We start from the raw sequence: 14,961 nt of genomic DNA, 5'->3' as shown, positions 1-14,961 counted from the left end.
CGACCAGATCGCGATAGCCTTGATCGTCACCAGCGACGTCGCCGAAGCGCTCGATCAACTGAGACAGCCGTGCGGCGTCGAATTCGCCCAGCTCTTCCGCCTTTGAAAGTACTTCACCGAACTGGGGCCACAGCGACGCGAGCGTCGTCCGATCCTGCGCGAGCACCGCCAGACTGACCCGTACGACCAAGAGCGACGTCGTCGCCTCGAGGGCGTTGTTCGGTCGCTCCGCGTCCTTTGCCAGCGCATCCAGCCTGGAGGACAACCGCCGGATTCGCGGTTCCAGCTGCACCTGTTCCGGTGTCATCTGACCGGTGATCACTGTGGTGAAAAGAACCTGCGCCAGATTGCACAGCAACTCCAAATTGGACGCCTGGGTGTCGTCGAGTACCAGGGCCTCGAACGCGTCATAGCCCGACAGCAGGGAGGCTATGTCGTCGTACCACCAAACCCCGGTCCAGAGCGCCTCATAGCGGGCCACCAACTGCTGGCGATGCGTACCGCCGCCATCGGCCAGTCGAATCGCCCGCAAGAAGCGACCCTCTACGTCTGTGCGGGGCAACTCCACGCCGCGCGCCAGCTTGGCAGCCACCAAGGCGTCGGCGGCTCGCTGCATGGGCATGCCGACAAACGCCGTCGGGTCCGCGAGCTCCCGTTCGATCTCGTCCAGCTGCCGGGAACGGGAGTAATCCGACGGCCCCAGGTCCTTGTCACTGGTTTCCTCGCCGATCCCCAGGTAGTGGAACGCCAGGTCGCGACGGTCCTTTTCGACGACTTCCTCGATGATCCAGGAGCGGTCGTGGATCGTGACGGGAATGCCGTACTCGTTGGAGAGGGCGTCTTCCAGCGCGGCCCGGTCTTTGGCGCGGGCCGCGCGCGAGGTCACGAAGATGATCCGATTGTAGCCGCGATCGGTGGCGGCGATGCCGGCCACGTCTGATCGGACCTTCTCGGTCCACCTCTTCTTAGCGCTGAACGCGAACGCCCAGCGCTCGCTGCCGCTGTTGGCCGCGCCAACGTAGGTGAGCTTGCTGATTTCCTCCGCGACCGGCGTCGTTTCAGTATCGGCCTTGCTGTCACCGCCGCCTTCGGGGCCCGTTGCGGGACGCAAATTGGGGCAAATCGTTCGCTCGCATAGCTTCCGACAGAACAGCTCGAAGTCGTGTGTCCGGTTTCGCTCGGTGATGGTTTCTAGGTGGTGCGAAAGTACCTCCGCGTTGAGGCGGTACCGGATACGCGACGCCGAGTCCGAGTACAGCTCCGGTCGCAACGTGCGCATGAATTGCGACGGTGTGGGGCGCTCGGGGGGATCCTGCATCTGCATCCTTCCAGTACTGGTGAATGAATCAAGAAAGCCAGTGTGCTAGCCCGACGTGGCTCCCTCGGGCATGGTCTGGCTCTCTGGGATCTTGAGCCACCCGTCGACCCGTTCGAAACGCCGCCTTCGCAATGCATGGTCGCTGACTAATTGTGTCAGGGACAATTCCGGTAGATGAAGCGTAGGGTGCTCGGCGCGCCTGCTTTGGGTCGAAAACTGCCATGCTCCACCCTCGATAAATCTCCCTTATCCCCTGGCCCGCCGATGTCCGCTTCCGGCCAGAAGCGGACATATAGCCCCATGCGTAAGCCCACTTTCCAAGCTCTAAGCCAGCTTCAAATCACCTCATCTAGGTCCCCTTGCCAGGACTCTGCATGTAGGACCGGCGTGTCACTCCATGGTGTCAAGACTCTAAGTCGCGTCCATAGCTGCATAAAGAACACCATGCTCGTCATGCTGGCCGAACCGTTTCGCCTATAGAGCGCCACTCGTGATTCACACAATACGTGAATCTCTTCCACCAGTTGCTCTACATCTTTGATTGAAGCGCAGTGAGAGAATCTGTGCGAGATGTATCGAAATACGCCCACGATGTCTTCCCTTTTCAGTATGCCAAGGGGAGGCGGCACCATACTCTTGTCGTACCCCCACCAAACGCGGGTCGAATCACCAGAGTTCCGCCCAAAAAACGCGGAATAGCACGCATATGCGTAGATTGGAGCCTTGTGATTGATCGCCGGGAGATCCTCCGGATACAACGCTGGAGAGTCATTTTGTCCGCAGATTATATCGGGAGCGCCATGACTAAAAATCATGCAGGCGTCCGCTGCAGCTAGTTCCTTTAAGATGGCACCTCTATTGGCATCAGCTGCAATCAACTTCTTTCCGGGAACGGATGCTGAGACGTGCTGGGCAACCTGAGCACATGCTTCAGTCTGCTCGTCGTAAGCTGGGGCAAATATTATCATTCAGCGCCCCCTTCTGATTCGTCCGATTCCTGAGCGAGCAGCTCCCTTGCTACTCGCAATAAATCTGCCGCGTATTGCCTGGCAAGCGGAGTGCCGTCCTTGATTGCATCTGTTAGCTGCTTCGCAGAGACTCGCTCGCCTGCCATGGTCCTGTACAAGATCCTTTCACTCGGATTGGTCTCTGCAATTAGAGAGCCCAGCAGCCTGCGTCCGAGAAGCTTTTCCGCATCAGGTATGGTCTCAAAATTGCTGGCTTGACCAAGCAATCGGGAGACCCCCGCGAGAAACTCGCGCATCGATGGAGAGCGACTAATCGCACGATCGATGCTCATTTCTTGCATGATCTTTAGACCAGCGCTTTCAAGTCCTCTACGACCTCCAAAAATCTGCATTGCGAAGTACTTAGGCAGCGGCATCTCCTCTGGGAATGAGATTCGCTCCAACGCAGAGGTGTCGTAACGGACAAGATGGCGCCTTGCGGCCTCAATATCAGCGAATAACCACGCCTCGATCGTAGGGACCGCGAAGAAAATTCGGTCAGAGATTCGCGATAGAAGTGGATGTGAATCCACCTGAGCGCGCGCGTCTGCGATGCTGGGAGAATCAGAATCGACGACGCCAACAACGACTGTCTCCTCATAAAGTGGGGTGACTTGACCCGTGCTGGAGACCAGATCTCTGTAGACGGCCTGCTTCCCCTTGCACGACCGAGTCACAATGGCGACGTCGCTGCGGGAAATCGCTCTATGAAGAAGCGCATTAACCCATACAGCATCGTAGTTACCTTCTACGAGAACGATTAGCTTGATCATTTGCTTTCCGGCGGTCGCTTGTGTAGCCCACAGCGAGTGTAGCCTACCGATTACCGACAGAGTTCGCGTGTTGATGCGAGACAGGCAACCTGCCCGCTCTTGGACTCATTTCGACTTGGCCTGTCCGCTTTGGGTCGGAAGCTGCCATGTCCCCTACCCCCGATAAACATCCCTAATCGCCTAGCCCTGACATCTGCATCTGGCAAAGCAGCCCCCAGCGCGCCGCCTACAAGATCAGCGCTCTATAGCGCTCCCACCGCTCGAAAGTTAAGGCTGCGCTCCAAAGCGATCCTCATACACCTTCGCTACCCAGTCGATGAAGACTCTCACGCGTGGCGACAACTGGCGATGCGACGGTACATCGCCGACACGGGTAACCCCGTGCTCGGCCAATCTCCCAGGACTTCCACCAGCCGACCATCGCGCAGCTCATCCTCGACATGGAACCGAGGCAACTGGATCAGGCCGCAGCCGCGCAGCGCGCATGCCACGTAGCTTTCCGCATCGTTGACCGTGATCCAGGCGCCCAACTCGAATTCGCGGACCTGACCATCGACGACGAGTTCTAATGGGTAGCTGCGGTCATGGCTGCTGGCAAAGAACCCCACGGCCTTGTGGGAGGACAACGCACCGGGAGATTCAGGCGTGCCGAAGCGCTGCAGATACTCCGGGCTAGCGCAGATGACTTCAGGCAAGACAGCCAGGCGCCGCGCCACCAATGACGAATCTTTTGGAGTGCCGGCACGCACCACGCAGTCGATTCCCTCGCGGACCAGGTCAACCAGGCGATCGCCGCTACTGATCACGAGATCGATCTGCGGATAGCGGTTGCGGAACTCATCGATGCGTGGCAATACGATCCGCGTCGCGTGGGTGCCGTGCAGATCCAGGCGCAAGGTGCCACGCGGGTTCGCGGCGACCGTGCGCAGTGAGGATTCGGCATCGTCCAGGTCCGCCAGCAGCTGCACGCAGCGCTCGTAGAACGCCTGGCCATCGAGGGTCGGCCGCACCTGGCGGGTGGTGCGTTCGAGCAGACGCGTGCCCAGCCTCGCCTCCAGCTCCTTCATTGCATGGGTGGCGGTGGCGCGCGGGATCCCGAGCTCCCCGGCGGCACGGGTGAAGCTGCCCAGTTCGACGATTCGGGTGAGCAGTCGAAAGGAGTCGAAGCGATCCATTCCTTTATTGTTGTCGATTTTTGAATTCAATTGCCAGTTCTGGCCAGTTTATTCAACTGGTGACAACGAGAAGAATGCTTCTCCGTCCCCCCTTCCCCGTCCAAGGGAGCATGAAATGACCAACACCACCCGTCCAACCCAGCATCAGCCATCCCTCCCCGACCCCGCTGCGCGGGTCGCCATCGTTGCCGGCGGTTCGCGCGGCATCGGCCGCTCGATCGTGCGTCGCCTCGCAGCCGATGGTTTTGCCGTCGTCATCAACTATGCCGGCAACGCCGCAGCGGCCGAAGCGGTCGCGCAAGACGTCCGCGCCGACGGCGGCAATGCCATCGCTGTGCAGGGGGATGTCAGCCAGCCGGAAGATGTGGCCCACCTGTTCGCGGCGACGCAAAAGGCCTTCGGCCGTGTCGATGTGGTCGTCAACAGTGCGGGCATCATGCCGATGGCGCCCATCGCCGAGTCCAGCCTCGCCGACTTCGATCGGGTCATCGCCGTCAACCTGCGCGGCAGCTTCCTGATGCTGGCGCAAGCCGCACATCACCTGGGCGAAGGCGGCCGGATCATCGCGCTGTCCACCAGTGTGATCGCCAAGTCCTTCCCCAATTACGGGCCCTACATCGCCTCCAAGGCCGGTGTCGAGGGCTTGGTGCCCGTGCTCGCCAACGAACTGCGTGGCCGCGGCATCACCGTCAACGCGATCGCGCCGGGGCCGGTGGGTACCGAGTTGTTCTTCAACGGCAAGACCGAGGAGCAGATTGCGCACATCAGCAAGCTCGCGCCGCTCGAACGCCTCGGCACGCCCGAGGAGATCGCTGCCGCGGTCGCGTTCCTGGCCGGGCCGGATGGCGGCTGGGTCAATGGCCAAGTGCTACGCGTCAACGGCGGCTACGCCTGATCACACGATTCCTCCTCCTGCGTAACGCAAGCGCGCACATCGGAGAGTCCCCATGAATGCAAATCCGAAGCACATCATCCTCGTCACCGGCGCATCCAGCGGTTTCGGCGCGCTGTCGGCGCGGGCGCTCGCAAGCGCCAGTCGCGGAGACCGCATGACGCCAGTGTTGCCATGAGCTCAAGAGCACAGTGAGCAAACCCATCGTCGCGACGCTCGCGCCAATGATGTGCGCACCATTGCGCGCACCTCAACGTGTCGTCAACAGTCCCTGCCCGCCTGCCCATTGGTTGATGTCATCGCGGCGGATCGCAGCGGCCATCAGCCCCGGAAATGCGTCCGGTGTGCAGGCGAACGACGGTACGCCCAGTGTCGCGAGCTTGCCGGCCAGGTTTCGATCGTAGGACGGTGTGCCTTCGTCGCTGAGTGCCAGCAGCACGATGAATTGCACGCCAGCCTCCAGCAACTCGCGGGCACGGGCCAGCAGGTTGTCTTCCACCCCGCCCTCGTACAGGTCGGAGATGAGCACCAGGATGGCGTTGTGCGGTTCGCGGATGATGCCCTGGCAATAGCTGACCGCGCGGTGGATATCGGTGCCGCCGCCCAATTGCACGCCGAACAGCAGGTCCACCGGGTCGTCCAGTTGCTCGCTCATGTCCACCACTTCGGTGTCGAACACCACCAGACGTGTGGCCACCGCCGGCAACGAGGCCATCACCGCGCCGAAGATGCTCGAATACACCACCGATGCCGCCATGGAGCCGCTCTGGTCGATGCACAGCAGCACTTCCCGCTGCGGCTTCCTTGCCTTGCGGCCATAGCCCACCACCTCCTGCGGCACCACGGTGCGCAGTTCCGGCTGCCAATGGCGCAGGTTGCTGCGGATGGTGCGGTGCCAGTCGATTTCGGCCAGGCGCGGGCGGCGGTTGCGGCGGGCGCGGTCCAGTGCCCCCGTCACTGCGGAGCGCATCGGCTCCTCGAGTTGGCGCAGCAGGTCGTCCACCACCTTGCGCACCACCATGCGTGCGGTTTCCTTGGTCTCGTCTGGAATCACCCGGCTCAGCCCGATCAGGTTGGCCACCATGTGCACGTCGGGCTGCACCTGCTCCAGCATTTCCTTTTCCAGCAGCATCTGGGTGAGGTCCAGCCGCTGCAGGGCGTCGCGCTGCATCACCTGGACCACGGACGAGGGGAAGTAACGACGGATGTCGCCGAGCCAGCGCGCCACATTCGGGGAAGACGCCCCGCGCCCACCGCGGCGACCCAGGCCGCCTGGGCCATCAGGTTCGTACAGTGCGGCCAGGGCCTGGTCGATGCCTTGCAGGTTGCCAGGCAACGCGCCGCAGCTGCGATCGGCCTCCTGACCCAGGATCAATCTCCAGCGCTGCTCGCGCGAGGTGGGGGTGTTCGGTGCTTCGGTGATATCGGTCATGTGGGCAACCCGAGCAGCTCACGCAGCATCGGCAACGCGCGTTCGGCACGTGCCGCGTTCCAGTCCGGAGCCAGCACGGCCACGGTTTTCTGCGCTGGGGCACGCTTCACACGCGTCCCCAGGTCACGGCGATCGGCGGCCTCGAAGGCCGCAAAGGTACGCCGCACCAGCGGCAACACGCGCACCAGCTGCACTTCGTCCAGCGCCACCACCCATTCGTCGATCATCCGCCACACCGCGTCATCGTGCAGCAGCACGGTGGCGTTTCGGTTGAGGAAGCCATCCAGCCACTGCGCGGCTTGCAGCGGCTCGGCACCCGGCGAAAGCTCCTGCTGCAGCTGCACGTGCACCGTTTCCGCCTCCGCCGCCTGCGTGTCGAACAGCAGGCGCAGTGCGACGCCGCGCAGCAGCGCGCTGCACGAAGACGACCGCGCCACCCGCTGCAACGCCTGCTGCCAGCCAGCGCTGCCGTCCGCGTGGTGACGCAGGCCGATGGCGCGGTCGGCATCGAGCACCACGTTGCGGGCAAGCTCGGCGCGCGCTTCGTCCAGGCTGGAAAGGGCCAGCGGCAGGCCGATGACGGCGCGTTCCAGCATGCTGTCGAACAGCTGCGCTACCTGCACCCCTTCGGTCTGACGCACATTGCCATAGCGGTGGATGTTGGCCAGCGGCGGCAGCGCGCCGAGCAGTGCCAGCGGATCGGCATCCGTCGCTGCGCGCGCTTCCAGCTCGGCGGCAATGGCGCGCACCGCCTGCGGCAGATCGGCCAGCAGCACCTGGTCCACCAGTGCGGAAAGTTTCGGCAACGCCTCGGCCTTGCGCGCCTGCGCGATGGCCTTGTTGGACGCGGCGTCCAGCAGGGTCTGTCCATGGCGGCTGGCTTCCACCAGATCCACCAGGAAATGCGGCTGCCATGCCAACTGCCAGATTTCGTGGAAGGTGCCGCGCACGGAGTGCCCCGTCCGCGCAAGCCTGCCCCAGTCGATGCCGATCAGCTGCAGGCGATGCAGCAAGTGGCTTCGCGCAAGGTCGTTTTCCTTGCGCAGGTCCAGATCCAGGGTTTTTTCCAGAGCCTCGGGCTTCAAACGCAGGCGTTTCTGCTCGGCTTCCAGGTCGCGCTGCAGCGGCACCACCGGCACGCTGTCGGGCACATGCCCCAGCGCGTCGCCCACCATGAGGCGTTCGCGGATGAGCCGCATGGGCGCGTCGTCGCCATTGCAGATGACGGCGCGGCTGGCTTCGGCAATGTCTTCCAGCCCCGGCGAGGGATGGCCGCGCAGCGCGGCCAGGGTGTCGGCCAGGCGCGTGGCTTCAATGAGATGCGCCGGGGAGCAATCCATTCCATGCTCGCGCAGCAAGCGGCCCACGCGGGCGTACCAGCCCACGGCGCGCTGCTCGTGCGAGCCGGCGTTGCGCCACAGGTGGTCGTACCAGCCGGGCGCGTCCACGCCGGCACCGTATCCGCTTTCGGCACTCAGATGGCGATAGGTCCACGGTACCCAGGTGCTCTGCGTCTTGCGCTTGGGCATGCCCTTGAGCAGGCGATTGTCGCCAGTAGCGGTGTTGGCACGCAGTGCGTCCGCCTGCAGCGCCGGAACGTGCCAGGCGCCGCATACAACGGCGACACGCGCGAATTCCTTGCTGGCGCCGCGTAGCGCGGCGCGCATGTGCGCCTCGCGTACGGCCTCGTGCTCGCCGCGCAGGCCAGGGTGTTCCGGCGTGTGCTCGCGCACGGCGGCCATGGCCTCGGCAATGGCGTCGAACAGCCCCTGCCCGTCGCCCCGCTCTTCCACCATGTGGTTCCACCAGTCCTCGCCGTCGGCGTGGCCTGCAGCGCGTGCCAGCCAGTCCAGTGGGTCGGCCGGGCGGGTTTCGGTATCGTCTTCGGCAGCGGATGTGGCGTCGCCGTGGGGCGCCGCTGTTTCATCCTCTGCGTCCGGTGCTTCGGCGGGCTTCGCTGCCGAGCGATCCGCGCGGGCCTGCGCCTGCCACTCCAGGGTCAGCGCCGGGGGCACGTCCATGAAGCGCACCGGCACATCCTTGCGCAGCGCCCAGAGCATGGCCTGCCATTCCGGCGAGTACAGCGCATAGGGATGGAATACCGCCAGCTGCGGATCGTCCACGCTGTAGGACAGCAACGCCACCGGCGGTTGCATGCCCGCTTCCAACACGTACGGCAGCAGCGCTTCGGTACCCGCGGGGCCTTCGATCAACACACAGTCCGGTTGCAGTGCCTCCAGCGCAGCCAGCAGGCTGCGTGCGCAGCCTGGGCCATGGTGGCGGATGCCGAAAAGGGAGATACCTTCGCTCATTGGCGCGTGTCGCTCAGCTGTGCTCGCGGAACGCGCGGTACAGGTCTTTCCAGTCGTCGCGTTCCTTCACCACGGTTTCCAGATATTCCTTCCAGACCAGCGCATCCTGCACCGGATCCTTGACGATGGCACCGATCATGCCGGCGGCCATGTCGCCCGGGCGCAGCACGCCATCGCCGAAGTGCCCGGCCAGGGCCATGCCGTTGTTGATCACCGAAATGACCTCAGCGGTCGAAAGCGTGGCAGTGGGGCTCTTCAGTTTGGCCTTGCCGTCTTCGGTCACGCCGTTGCGCAGTTCGCGGAAAATGCGGACCACCCGCGCGACTTCCTGCAGCGCCGGCGGTTCGGCCGGCAGGTCCAGCGCCGCGCCCATTTCGGCCACGCGCTTGACCACGATGGCCACTTCGTCTTCCTCGCTGGAGGGCACCGGCAGGATCACCGTATTGAAGCGGCGCTTGAGCGCGCTGGACAGTTCGTTCACGCCCTTGTCGCGGTTGTTGGCCGTGGCGATCACGCTGAAGCCGCGCACGGCCTGCACTTCGCTGCCCAGTTCCGGCACCGGCAGGGTCTTTTCGGAAAGCACGGTGATGAGCGCGTCCTGCACATCCGCCGGAATGCGGGTGAGTTCTTCGATGCGAGCGATCTTGCCCAGGCGCATGGCATGCATCAGCGGACTGGGCACCAGCGCCTTCTCGCTGGGACCGTGGGCCAACAGCTGCGCGTAGTTCCAGCCGTAGCGGATCTGCTCTTCGCTGGTACCGGCCGTGCCTTGCACCAGCAGGGTGGAGTCGCCGCTGATGGCTGCGGTCATGTGCTCGGACACCCACGACTTGGCCGTGCCCGGCACCCCGAACAGCAACAGGGCCCGGTCGGTGGCGATGGTGGCCACGGCCACCTCCATCAGGCGTCTGTCGCCGATGTACTTGGGGCTGACCACAAAGCCGTTTTCCAGCGTGCCGCCAAGTAGATAGGTCACCACCGCCCACGGCGACAGGACCCAGTTGGCCGGGCGCTGGCGGGTGTCCTGGCGGCGCAGTTCTTCCAACTCTTCCGCGTATTGGTGTTCGGCGTGCTGGCGCAGGACGGCAGTGCTCATGTTGGCTCCAATGAAAGGTCGTGATGATCAGAAAGCGGAATGCAGCGTCTGACGCAGGGCCAAAAGCTGGCGTGCCTGCTGCACGCAGTCGCGCATGGCCTCGGTGGCGTCGGCCGGTGCATCGGCCACCCGTACCTGCGAGAGCGCGGAGGGATGAAGCACGGCCAGCAGTTCCAGCAATGCGTCGCGCAGGCTGTAGTCGTAACGCAGCGACTCTTCGCCGAACAGCGCACCCAGCCCGGCAGCCAGCTGCCGCGAGTAAGCGGCACTGAGGGTCTGGCCAGGGCCTGTGCTGCCCAGCACTTCGCCGAACAGGCGCTTTTGCTGAAGTTCGGCCGCACTGGTGGGCCAATGCCGTTCGCGCTGCACCGGCGGGAGCATGGCCAGCAGGTCGCTCAGGCTCATGTGTCGCTGCTCGGCACCGATGAGGGCTTCCACCCACTCCGGTTCGCCGGCGTCCACCCGCTCCAGCCAGGCGCGCAACAGCGCGTCATACCAGTCCGTGGTGCGCGCCCAGGCCAGCACCTGCGCTGGCGTTTTTTCCAGGATATGGCGCCACCAGGCCAGCGGCAGCTGGCGCGCCAGCTGATAGAGCCACCAGGCACGCTCACCCAACGGATCGTTGTTGGGGCGCTTGCTGTCGATGGCGGCTTCCGTCCAACCGGCATCCGCCGCCGACGGTGCTTCCAGTTTCCAGCTCATCCGGCGCAGCAGCCCGCCCGGCTGGTGCTGCAGCAGGGCGAGCATCTGCGCCCGCACATAGTGCGCGTGCGGCGTGGATGGCAGCCGAGCCAGCATCGGGCCGACCAGCATGCGCACTTCGCGGCTGCGATCCTTCAACAGCGGCTGCAGCAGCGGCGCGTCGGCCTCGCTCAGCTGCAGCTGCAGCGCAGCGACGAAGTCCACCCGCTCGCGCGCGGAAAGGTCTTTCAACGCACCCTGCAAACGCGCACGGGCGTCCTCGGGGTGGTGCGCACGCAAGTGCTGGAAGGCCCGCAGGCGCGCATCGAACGCGCCTTCGTTCCATATCTGCTCCAGGTCTGCCGGTACCCCCGCCACGATCGCCGAATCTGCCGCGTAGGCCCAGTCTGCGTTGCAGCATGCCAGCCAGCGGCCGCGCGCACCCAGCACCGGGCGCAGGACAGGGCGCAGCGCGCTCAGGCGGACACCTGCTTCCAGCGCCTGCGGCAGCACCGCCACCGGCAGGTGCCGGTTGTATGCGGCCAACTGCAAGCAGGCCTCGTACCGGGCGCGCTTCATCCATGGCGACGGCTGCGCACTGCCGAATAGATCCTTCAACAGCGGTACCCAGGCATGGCCGATGGGCAACACCAGAGGATCGACCTCCGCAGGCGGCGGCAGGGCCACCGGCGCGGCCATGCGCAAGGCAGCGCGCCGGCAGGCGGCCAGGACGCCCACCTGTCGGCTGTAGCCCAGCGCGGCGTCTTCCTGCGTGGCCACGGCGGCGAGCACTTCGCCCAGCGCGCCTTCGGCGGGAATGGGCTGCGGGCGGTCTATGCCCAGCAGGGCCGGCTTCAACCATGCCTCGCTCATGCCGCGCTCCTTTCCCAGCGTTCGCCCGCCGCATTCCATGCGGTAAGCGGCAGCAGTGCCTGGCCGTCCCATTCGCCCATCAGGCACAGCGGGTGGCCACCGGCAAATGCCATCAACGCCCAGCCCTGCGACATCGGCAGCCGAAGCGACAACGTGCCTTCGGCGTGCTGCGCCCAGGCGTTGTGGCCATCGTGTGCGACGTGCGCCTCGCCGAGGCGCATGGGCACCTGCGGTAGCCATGGGTTGATGGCGTACGCCTGCGCGGCGGCGTCCAGCGTGTCTTCGCGCGGCAGCGCCGTACCGGCGTCCGTGCCCGCTTGCACTTCGCCCGGCACCGCGCGCAGCGGTACCGTGCCTGCGTGAAAATGCAGCGTACCCGCATGCACATGGCCGTTGCGCCAGTGCTGTTCCCAGGCGCGCCCACCGTGGCTGTAGTCCTGCAGCAGCGCGGCCCGCCCGCTCTCCAGGCCGTGCAACCACACGCGGCGTTCCAGCAAGTTGCCCGGCTGTTCGATCACATGTTGACCCTGCACGTGCCACCGGTCGCGCACGGCCTCGCCCTCCCGCAGCACCGCCTCGCGCTCCATCGGCCAGCCCAGCGCGGTGCGCAGGTCGGCCTGTCGCGCTGCGCTGAAGGTCTGCATGCGCGGCACCGCCTGGGTGAGCAGTTGCAGCAGCCCGAGGGACTCACCCAGTTCGGCCAGCTGGGCAAGGTCGCGCCCGCCCTCGCCGAGCGCTCGTTCCAGCCGACTGGCCAATCCCGGGGCCTGGGCATCCACCATGCGTGCCATCATGCGCTGCGCTTCCTGCTCGAAGCCTGCGCCCAGGTTGGCCAGCCCCTGGCGGAACTGGTCGGCCACCCAGCGCTGCAGTTCCGCCGCACCGGTTTCCATGCGCGACCAGCGCGCCTGTTCGCGCTTGGCGGCAGCGGCGGCCTGCACCTGCGGATCGGACGGGGGCACGCTGGCGGCAGCTTCCTCCTTGCGGACCGCACGGGCGCGACGGCCCTGCATCCACTCGTCCACCCAGGCCGGGCGCGCGCCTGGCACGCAGCGCGAATTGCCGGCGGCATAGAGCAGCATAAGGGCCAGGCCATGCTTGCAAGGGAACTTGCGGCTGGGGCACGAGCAGCGGCTCACCAGCGTGGCCAGCTCCACTTGGGTCTGGTACGGCTTGGCGCCGCTGCCCTGGCATTCCCCCCACAGGGCTTCGGCATCGGCACCGAGCAGGCCCCACTTTCCGTCTGTGGCCAAACCGCCGGCCGCCTTGCTCGATGACGCATCAGGCGCAAGCGCGAGCACCTGCTCGCGCGTGAGTCGCACTTCCATATCCGTGCTCACATCAGATTGCGGAGGATGATAGCCGAGAACCCGTTGCTGCTACGCGCTGGGACACGAGGGTGTGCGCCAGCGTCCGCTCTGGATCCTAACCGGACTGTGCCATTAGGCCCGCCCTACCCTTGAACAACGACGCAACTTCGTTTGCGGTCATGGCCTCCTCACCCGCCAAGGTTGCCGAACGCCATACATGAGCGTTCGCCACAACCACTCCATGGGACCGAACCGAAAATGCTTCAGCCACCAAAGGCTGATCAGAACCTGGGCAAGGTAAACAGCCATGCCTAGCAACATCGCTTGCGATGCGCCCAGACGGCCGAACAGACCTAACCCGTATCCAAAGAAGATCCAACCGAAGACCAGCGATTGGGCCAGGTAGTTACTGAAGGCCATTCGGCCAAGAGGACCAAGCAAACCCAGTACGCGGTTGGCCCCGGTGAATGTATAAGCTGCTACGCAGGTGGCACCATAGCCGATGGCAAGCACGACCGGGCCCAACGTTTTCAGAGCCGAAACGACGAGCGTCCAGAGCCGCCAAGAAGCCCCTGCATCAGGCAACTCCAGAAAATTCATGCCTAAGCCAAGGACCAAGCCAAGCAGGGCCGTGCCGACGAGCAGATGGCTGTGCTTTTCCGGGTTGCGAAGCAGGCCGGTCCGCCACACAAACATGCCAAGCAAGAACAGCGCGAACGTCCTGGGAGCTACCAGCACGTGCAGCGGAACAATGCGAGGTATCTCGGCGATGTTGAAGCGGACGATTTCGCTCCAGGTTCCGCTCGCATAGACCGACGTAGCAACGTGGACGTATCGTCGAAGTCCCGCTTCGTCGGGCCCAAGGAAACCATCTGGAAGCCAGGACGGCATCGCCGCATAGACCAGCAATGCCACTGCGCATGCGGCGACCAGGGTCCTGTTCGAGACATGCAGGAACGGGAGGGCAATCAACCCTACCAGCGCATACTCCGTGAGGATGTCGCCATTCCAGACGAAGCACAGATGCAGGATGCCGAATCCCAGCAGAACAAGCAGTCGCCTCACCAGGAGCGATAGGCGCTGCTTCTTGGCGGCGAGCCTCTCGAATTGAATGGCGAGTCCGATCCCAAACAACAGGGAGAACAGCGCAAACGCTTTCGATTCCATGCCGATGCTCACAATCGCATCCACCATCCGATCCAGACGGGATCCCTCCATTGGCGATGGAAGAAACTGCTGAAACAATGAAACCCGGAACTCGGTGATCAGGTTGACCGAGAGCACGCCGAAGAGCGCTACGCCGCGCAGCACGTCGATGGCGGCAACACGAGCATGTGTGGGAATGGGTAGCCCAGGATCCTGTTGCAAGGATTTGCCCGTTTCTGAAACGACGGTGTCCATTGCGGTCTCTGGGTCGTTCGTTGGCTCAAGGATTATGTCTTCTTCGGGGCGGATGCCGCCACGTTGGGCGACGTCAGCGTCTGGCAAGGACTCGCCGGTCGATCCGATGCATAGAGACCCGGCCTGCGGCTCAAAGGGCCATCCCACCGGCGCTCATATCACCACGAAGCCTTAACCCGCTGCCCCTATCCTACCGACGCGCCGGACAAGGCTTGCCATGCCTACGCGCAGATTGCGGAGAGCAGACCACGTCGCCGGCCGTCAACGGACATCGATATCGCAAAGGAGACCCTATGAAGAAGCTGCATGTACTCGTGTTCGCCGGTTGCCTGCTCTGCCTGAGCCCGTTGGCATCCGCCGAAGTCGTCAACCTGAGCAACAGCGCCGATGGGGCCAATCGCGACGCCGGCATCGCCGCGGTGAAGAAGAAGCTGCAGGAGGCTTGCACGTCGCGCAAAGGCACGCCGGATATGGAGTCGTTCGAGGTGGTGTTCGAGAAGACCAGCCAGAATCCGGATGTCCCCAAGCCCTACTACGTGGAAGGCAAGCTCAAGTGCAATCTGCCGTAACACTGTGGCCTGCGCCGGAGCAGTCCGCGCCTTGAAGCCCCTAACCCGAACGAGGCCCCGCTTTCGCGGGGCTTTTTTCGGCGTGCCGCCGGCCCCGATGGCGGCTTCGGCACGGCGCTGGC

The 14,961-nt window shown here is 64.4% G+C and carries 11 protein-coding genes and 1 pseudogene; 4 read left to right on the top strand and 8 right to left on the bottom strand.

Translation table 11 applies throughout. The features are described 5' to 3' along the window. The first annotated feature begins 19 nt into the window (after window positions 1–19). Complete coding sequence (locus AB3X08_RS22560; RefSeq protein WP_420018505.1) at window positions 20–106, top strand: hypothetical protein; 87 nt, start codon at window positions 20–22, stop codon at window positions 104–106. Window positions 107–2,282: 2,176 nt separating this feature from the next. Here the strand turns inward: AB3X08_RS22560 and AB3X08_RS10960 are convergent. Together AB3X08_RS10960 and AB3X08_RS10955 are read right to left on the bottom strand one after the other, a co-directional pair. Beyond that, window positions 2,283–3,098: a hypothetical protein gene (locus AB3X08_RS10960; protein ID WP_369938240.1), complete on the bottom strand. Its 816-nt coding sequence runs from the start codon at window positions 3,096–3,098 to the stop codon at window positions 2,283–2,285. A gap of 267 nt (window positions 3,099–3,365) precedes the next feature. After that, window positions 3,366–4,273: pseudogene (locus AB3X08_RS10955) on the bottom strand (LysR family transcriptional regulator). A gap of 115 nt (window positions 4,274–4,388) precedes the next feature. Here AB3X08_RS10955 and AB3X08_RS10950 point away from each other — a divergent pair. Next, complete coding sequence (locus tag AB3X08_RS10950) at window positions 4,389–5,168, top strand: SDR family oxidoreductase (protein WP_369938238.1); 780 nt, start codon at window positions 4,389–4,391, stop codon at window positions 5,166–5,168. A 52-nt stretch (window positions 5,169–5,220) separates the two neighbouring features. Beyond that, complete coding sequence (locus AB3X08_RS10945; RefSeq protein WP_369938236.1) at window positions 5,221–5,343, top strand: hypothetical protein; 123 nt, start codon at window positions 5,221–5,223, stop codon at window positions 5,341–5,343. A gap of 72 nt (window positions 5,344–5,415) precedes the next feature. On the opposite strand, the gene AB3X08_RS10940 is transcribed toward AB3X08_RS10945, so the two are convergent. The 6 genes from AB3X08_RS10940 to AB3X08_RS10915 form a co-directional block, all read right to left on the bottom strand. After that, window positions 5,416–6,597 carry a VWA domain-containing protein gene (locus AB3X08_RS10940; RefSeq protein WP_369938235.1) on the bottom strand — a complete coding sequence of 394 codons (1,182 nt, stop codon included), beginning with the start codon at window positions 6,595–6,597 and terminating at the stop codon, window positions 5,416–5,418. Beyond that, entirely contained in the window at window positions 6,594–8,909 is a 2,316-nt protein-coding gene (locus tag AB3X08_RS10935; protein WP_369938234.1) for a DUF5682 family protein, read from the bottom strand. Before AB3X08_RS10935 ends, AB3X08_RS10940 begins: the two co-directional genes overlap by 4 nt. Before the next feature lie 13 nt (window positions 8,910–8,922). Beyond that, window positions 8,923–10,005, bottom strand: coding sequence for an ATP-binding protein (locus AB3X08_RS10930; protein ID WP_369938232.1), 1,083 nt, complete (start codon window positions 10,003–10,005; stop codon window positions 8,923–8,925). Between the two features lie 27 nt (window positions 10,006–10,032). Continuing rightward, on the bottom strand, window positions 10,033–11,559 hold the full coding sequence (locus AB3X08_RS10925) for a DUF5691 domain-containing protein (protein WP_369938231.1): 1,527 nt from the start codon (window positions 11,557–11,559) through the stop codon (window positions 10,033–10,035). Beyond that, entirely contained in the window at window positions 11,556–12,812 is a 1,257-nt protein-coding gene (locus AB3X08_RS10920) for an SWIM zinc finger family protein (RefSeq protein ID WP_369938230.1), read from the bottom strand. Before AB3X08_RS10920 ends, AB3X08_RS10925 begins: the two co-directional genes overlap by 4 nt. Window positions 12,813–13,046: 234 nt before the next feature. Beyond that, window positions 13,047–14,270, bottom strand: a complete 1,224-nt coding sequence (locus AB3X08_RS10915; RefSeq protein WP_369938229.1) for a DUF418 domain-containing protein — start codon at window positions 14,268–14,270, stop codon at window positions 13,047–13,049. Window positions 14,271–14,563: 293 nt separating this feature from the next. On the opposite strand from AB3X08_RS10915, the gene AB3X08_RS10910 reads away from it, so the two are divergent. Continuing rightward, the gene (locus AB3X08_RS10910) at window positions 14,564–14,839 is read left to right on the top strand and encodes a hypothetical protein (protein ID WP_369938227.1); all 276 of its coding nucleotides are present in this window, start codon (window positions 14,564–14,566) and stop codon (window positions 14,837–14,839) included. Window positions 14,840–14,961 lie beyond the last annotated feature (122 nt).

The sequence above is a fragment of the Xanthomonas sp. DAR 34887 genome (genome assembly GCF_041245805.1).
Lineage (GTDB): Bacteria > Pseudomonadota > Gammaproteobacteria > Xanthomonadales > Xanthomonadaceae > Xanthomonas_A > Xanthomonas_A tesorieronis.
Note: the sequence above shows the minus strand (reverse complement) of the source record. Positions and strands in the feature narration are given on the sequence as shown.

Excerpts from the sequence above, each read along its gene's own strand:
- AB3X08_RS10960 (WP_369938240.1), bottom strand. The coding sequence starts at position 3,098 with ATGATCAAGCTAATCGTTCTCGTAGAAGGTAACTACGATGCTGTATGG.
- AB3X08_RS10950 (WP_369938238.1), top strand. The coding sequence starts at position 4,389 with ATGACCAACACCACCCGTCCAACCCAGCATCAGCCATCCCTCCCCGAC.
- AB3X08_RS10945 (WP_369938236.1), top strand. The coding sequence starts at position 5,221 with ATGAATGCAAATCCGAAGCACATCATCCTCGTCACCGGCGCATCCAGC.
- AB3X08_RS10940 (WP_369938235.1), bottom strand. The coding sequence starts at position 6,597 with ATGACCGATATCACCGAAGCACCGAACACCCCCACCTCGCGCGAGCAG.
- AB3X08_RS10935 (WP_369938234.1), bottom strand. The coding sequence starts at position 8,909 with ATGAGCGAAGGTATCTCCCTTTTCGGCATCCGCCACCATGGCCCAGGC.
- AB3X08_RS10930 (WP_369938232.1), bottom strand. The coding sequence starts at position 10,005 with ATGAGCACTGCCGTCCTGCGCCAGCACGCCGAACACCAATACGCGGAA.
- AB3X08_RS10925 (WP_369938231.1), bottom strand. The coding sequence starts at position 11,559 with ATGAGCGAGGCATGGTTGAAGCCGGCCCTGCTGGGCATAGACCGCCCG.
- AB3X08_RS10915 (WP_369938229.1), bottom strand. The coding sequence starts at position 14,270 with ATGGACACCGTCGTTTCAGAAACGGGCAAATCCTTGCAACAGGATCCT.
- AB3X08_RS10910 (WP_369938227.1), top strand. The coding sequence starts at position 14,564 with ATGAAGAAGCTGCATGTACTCGTGTTCGCCGGTTGCCTGCTCTGCCTG.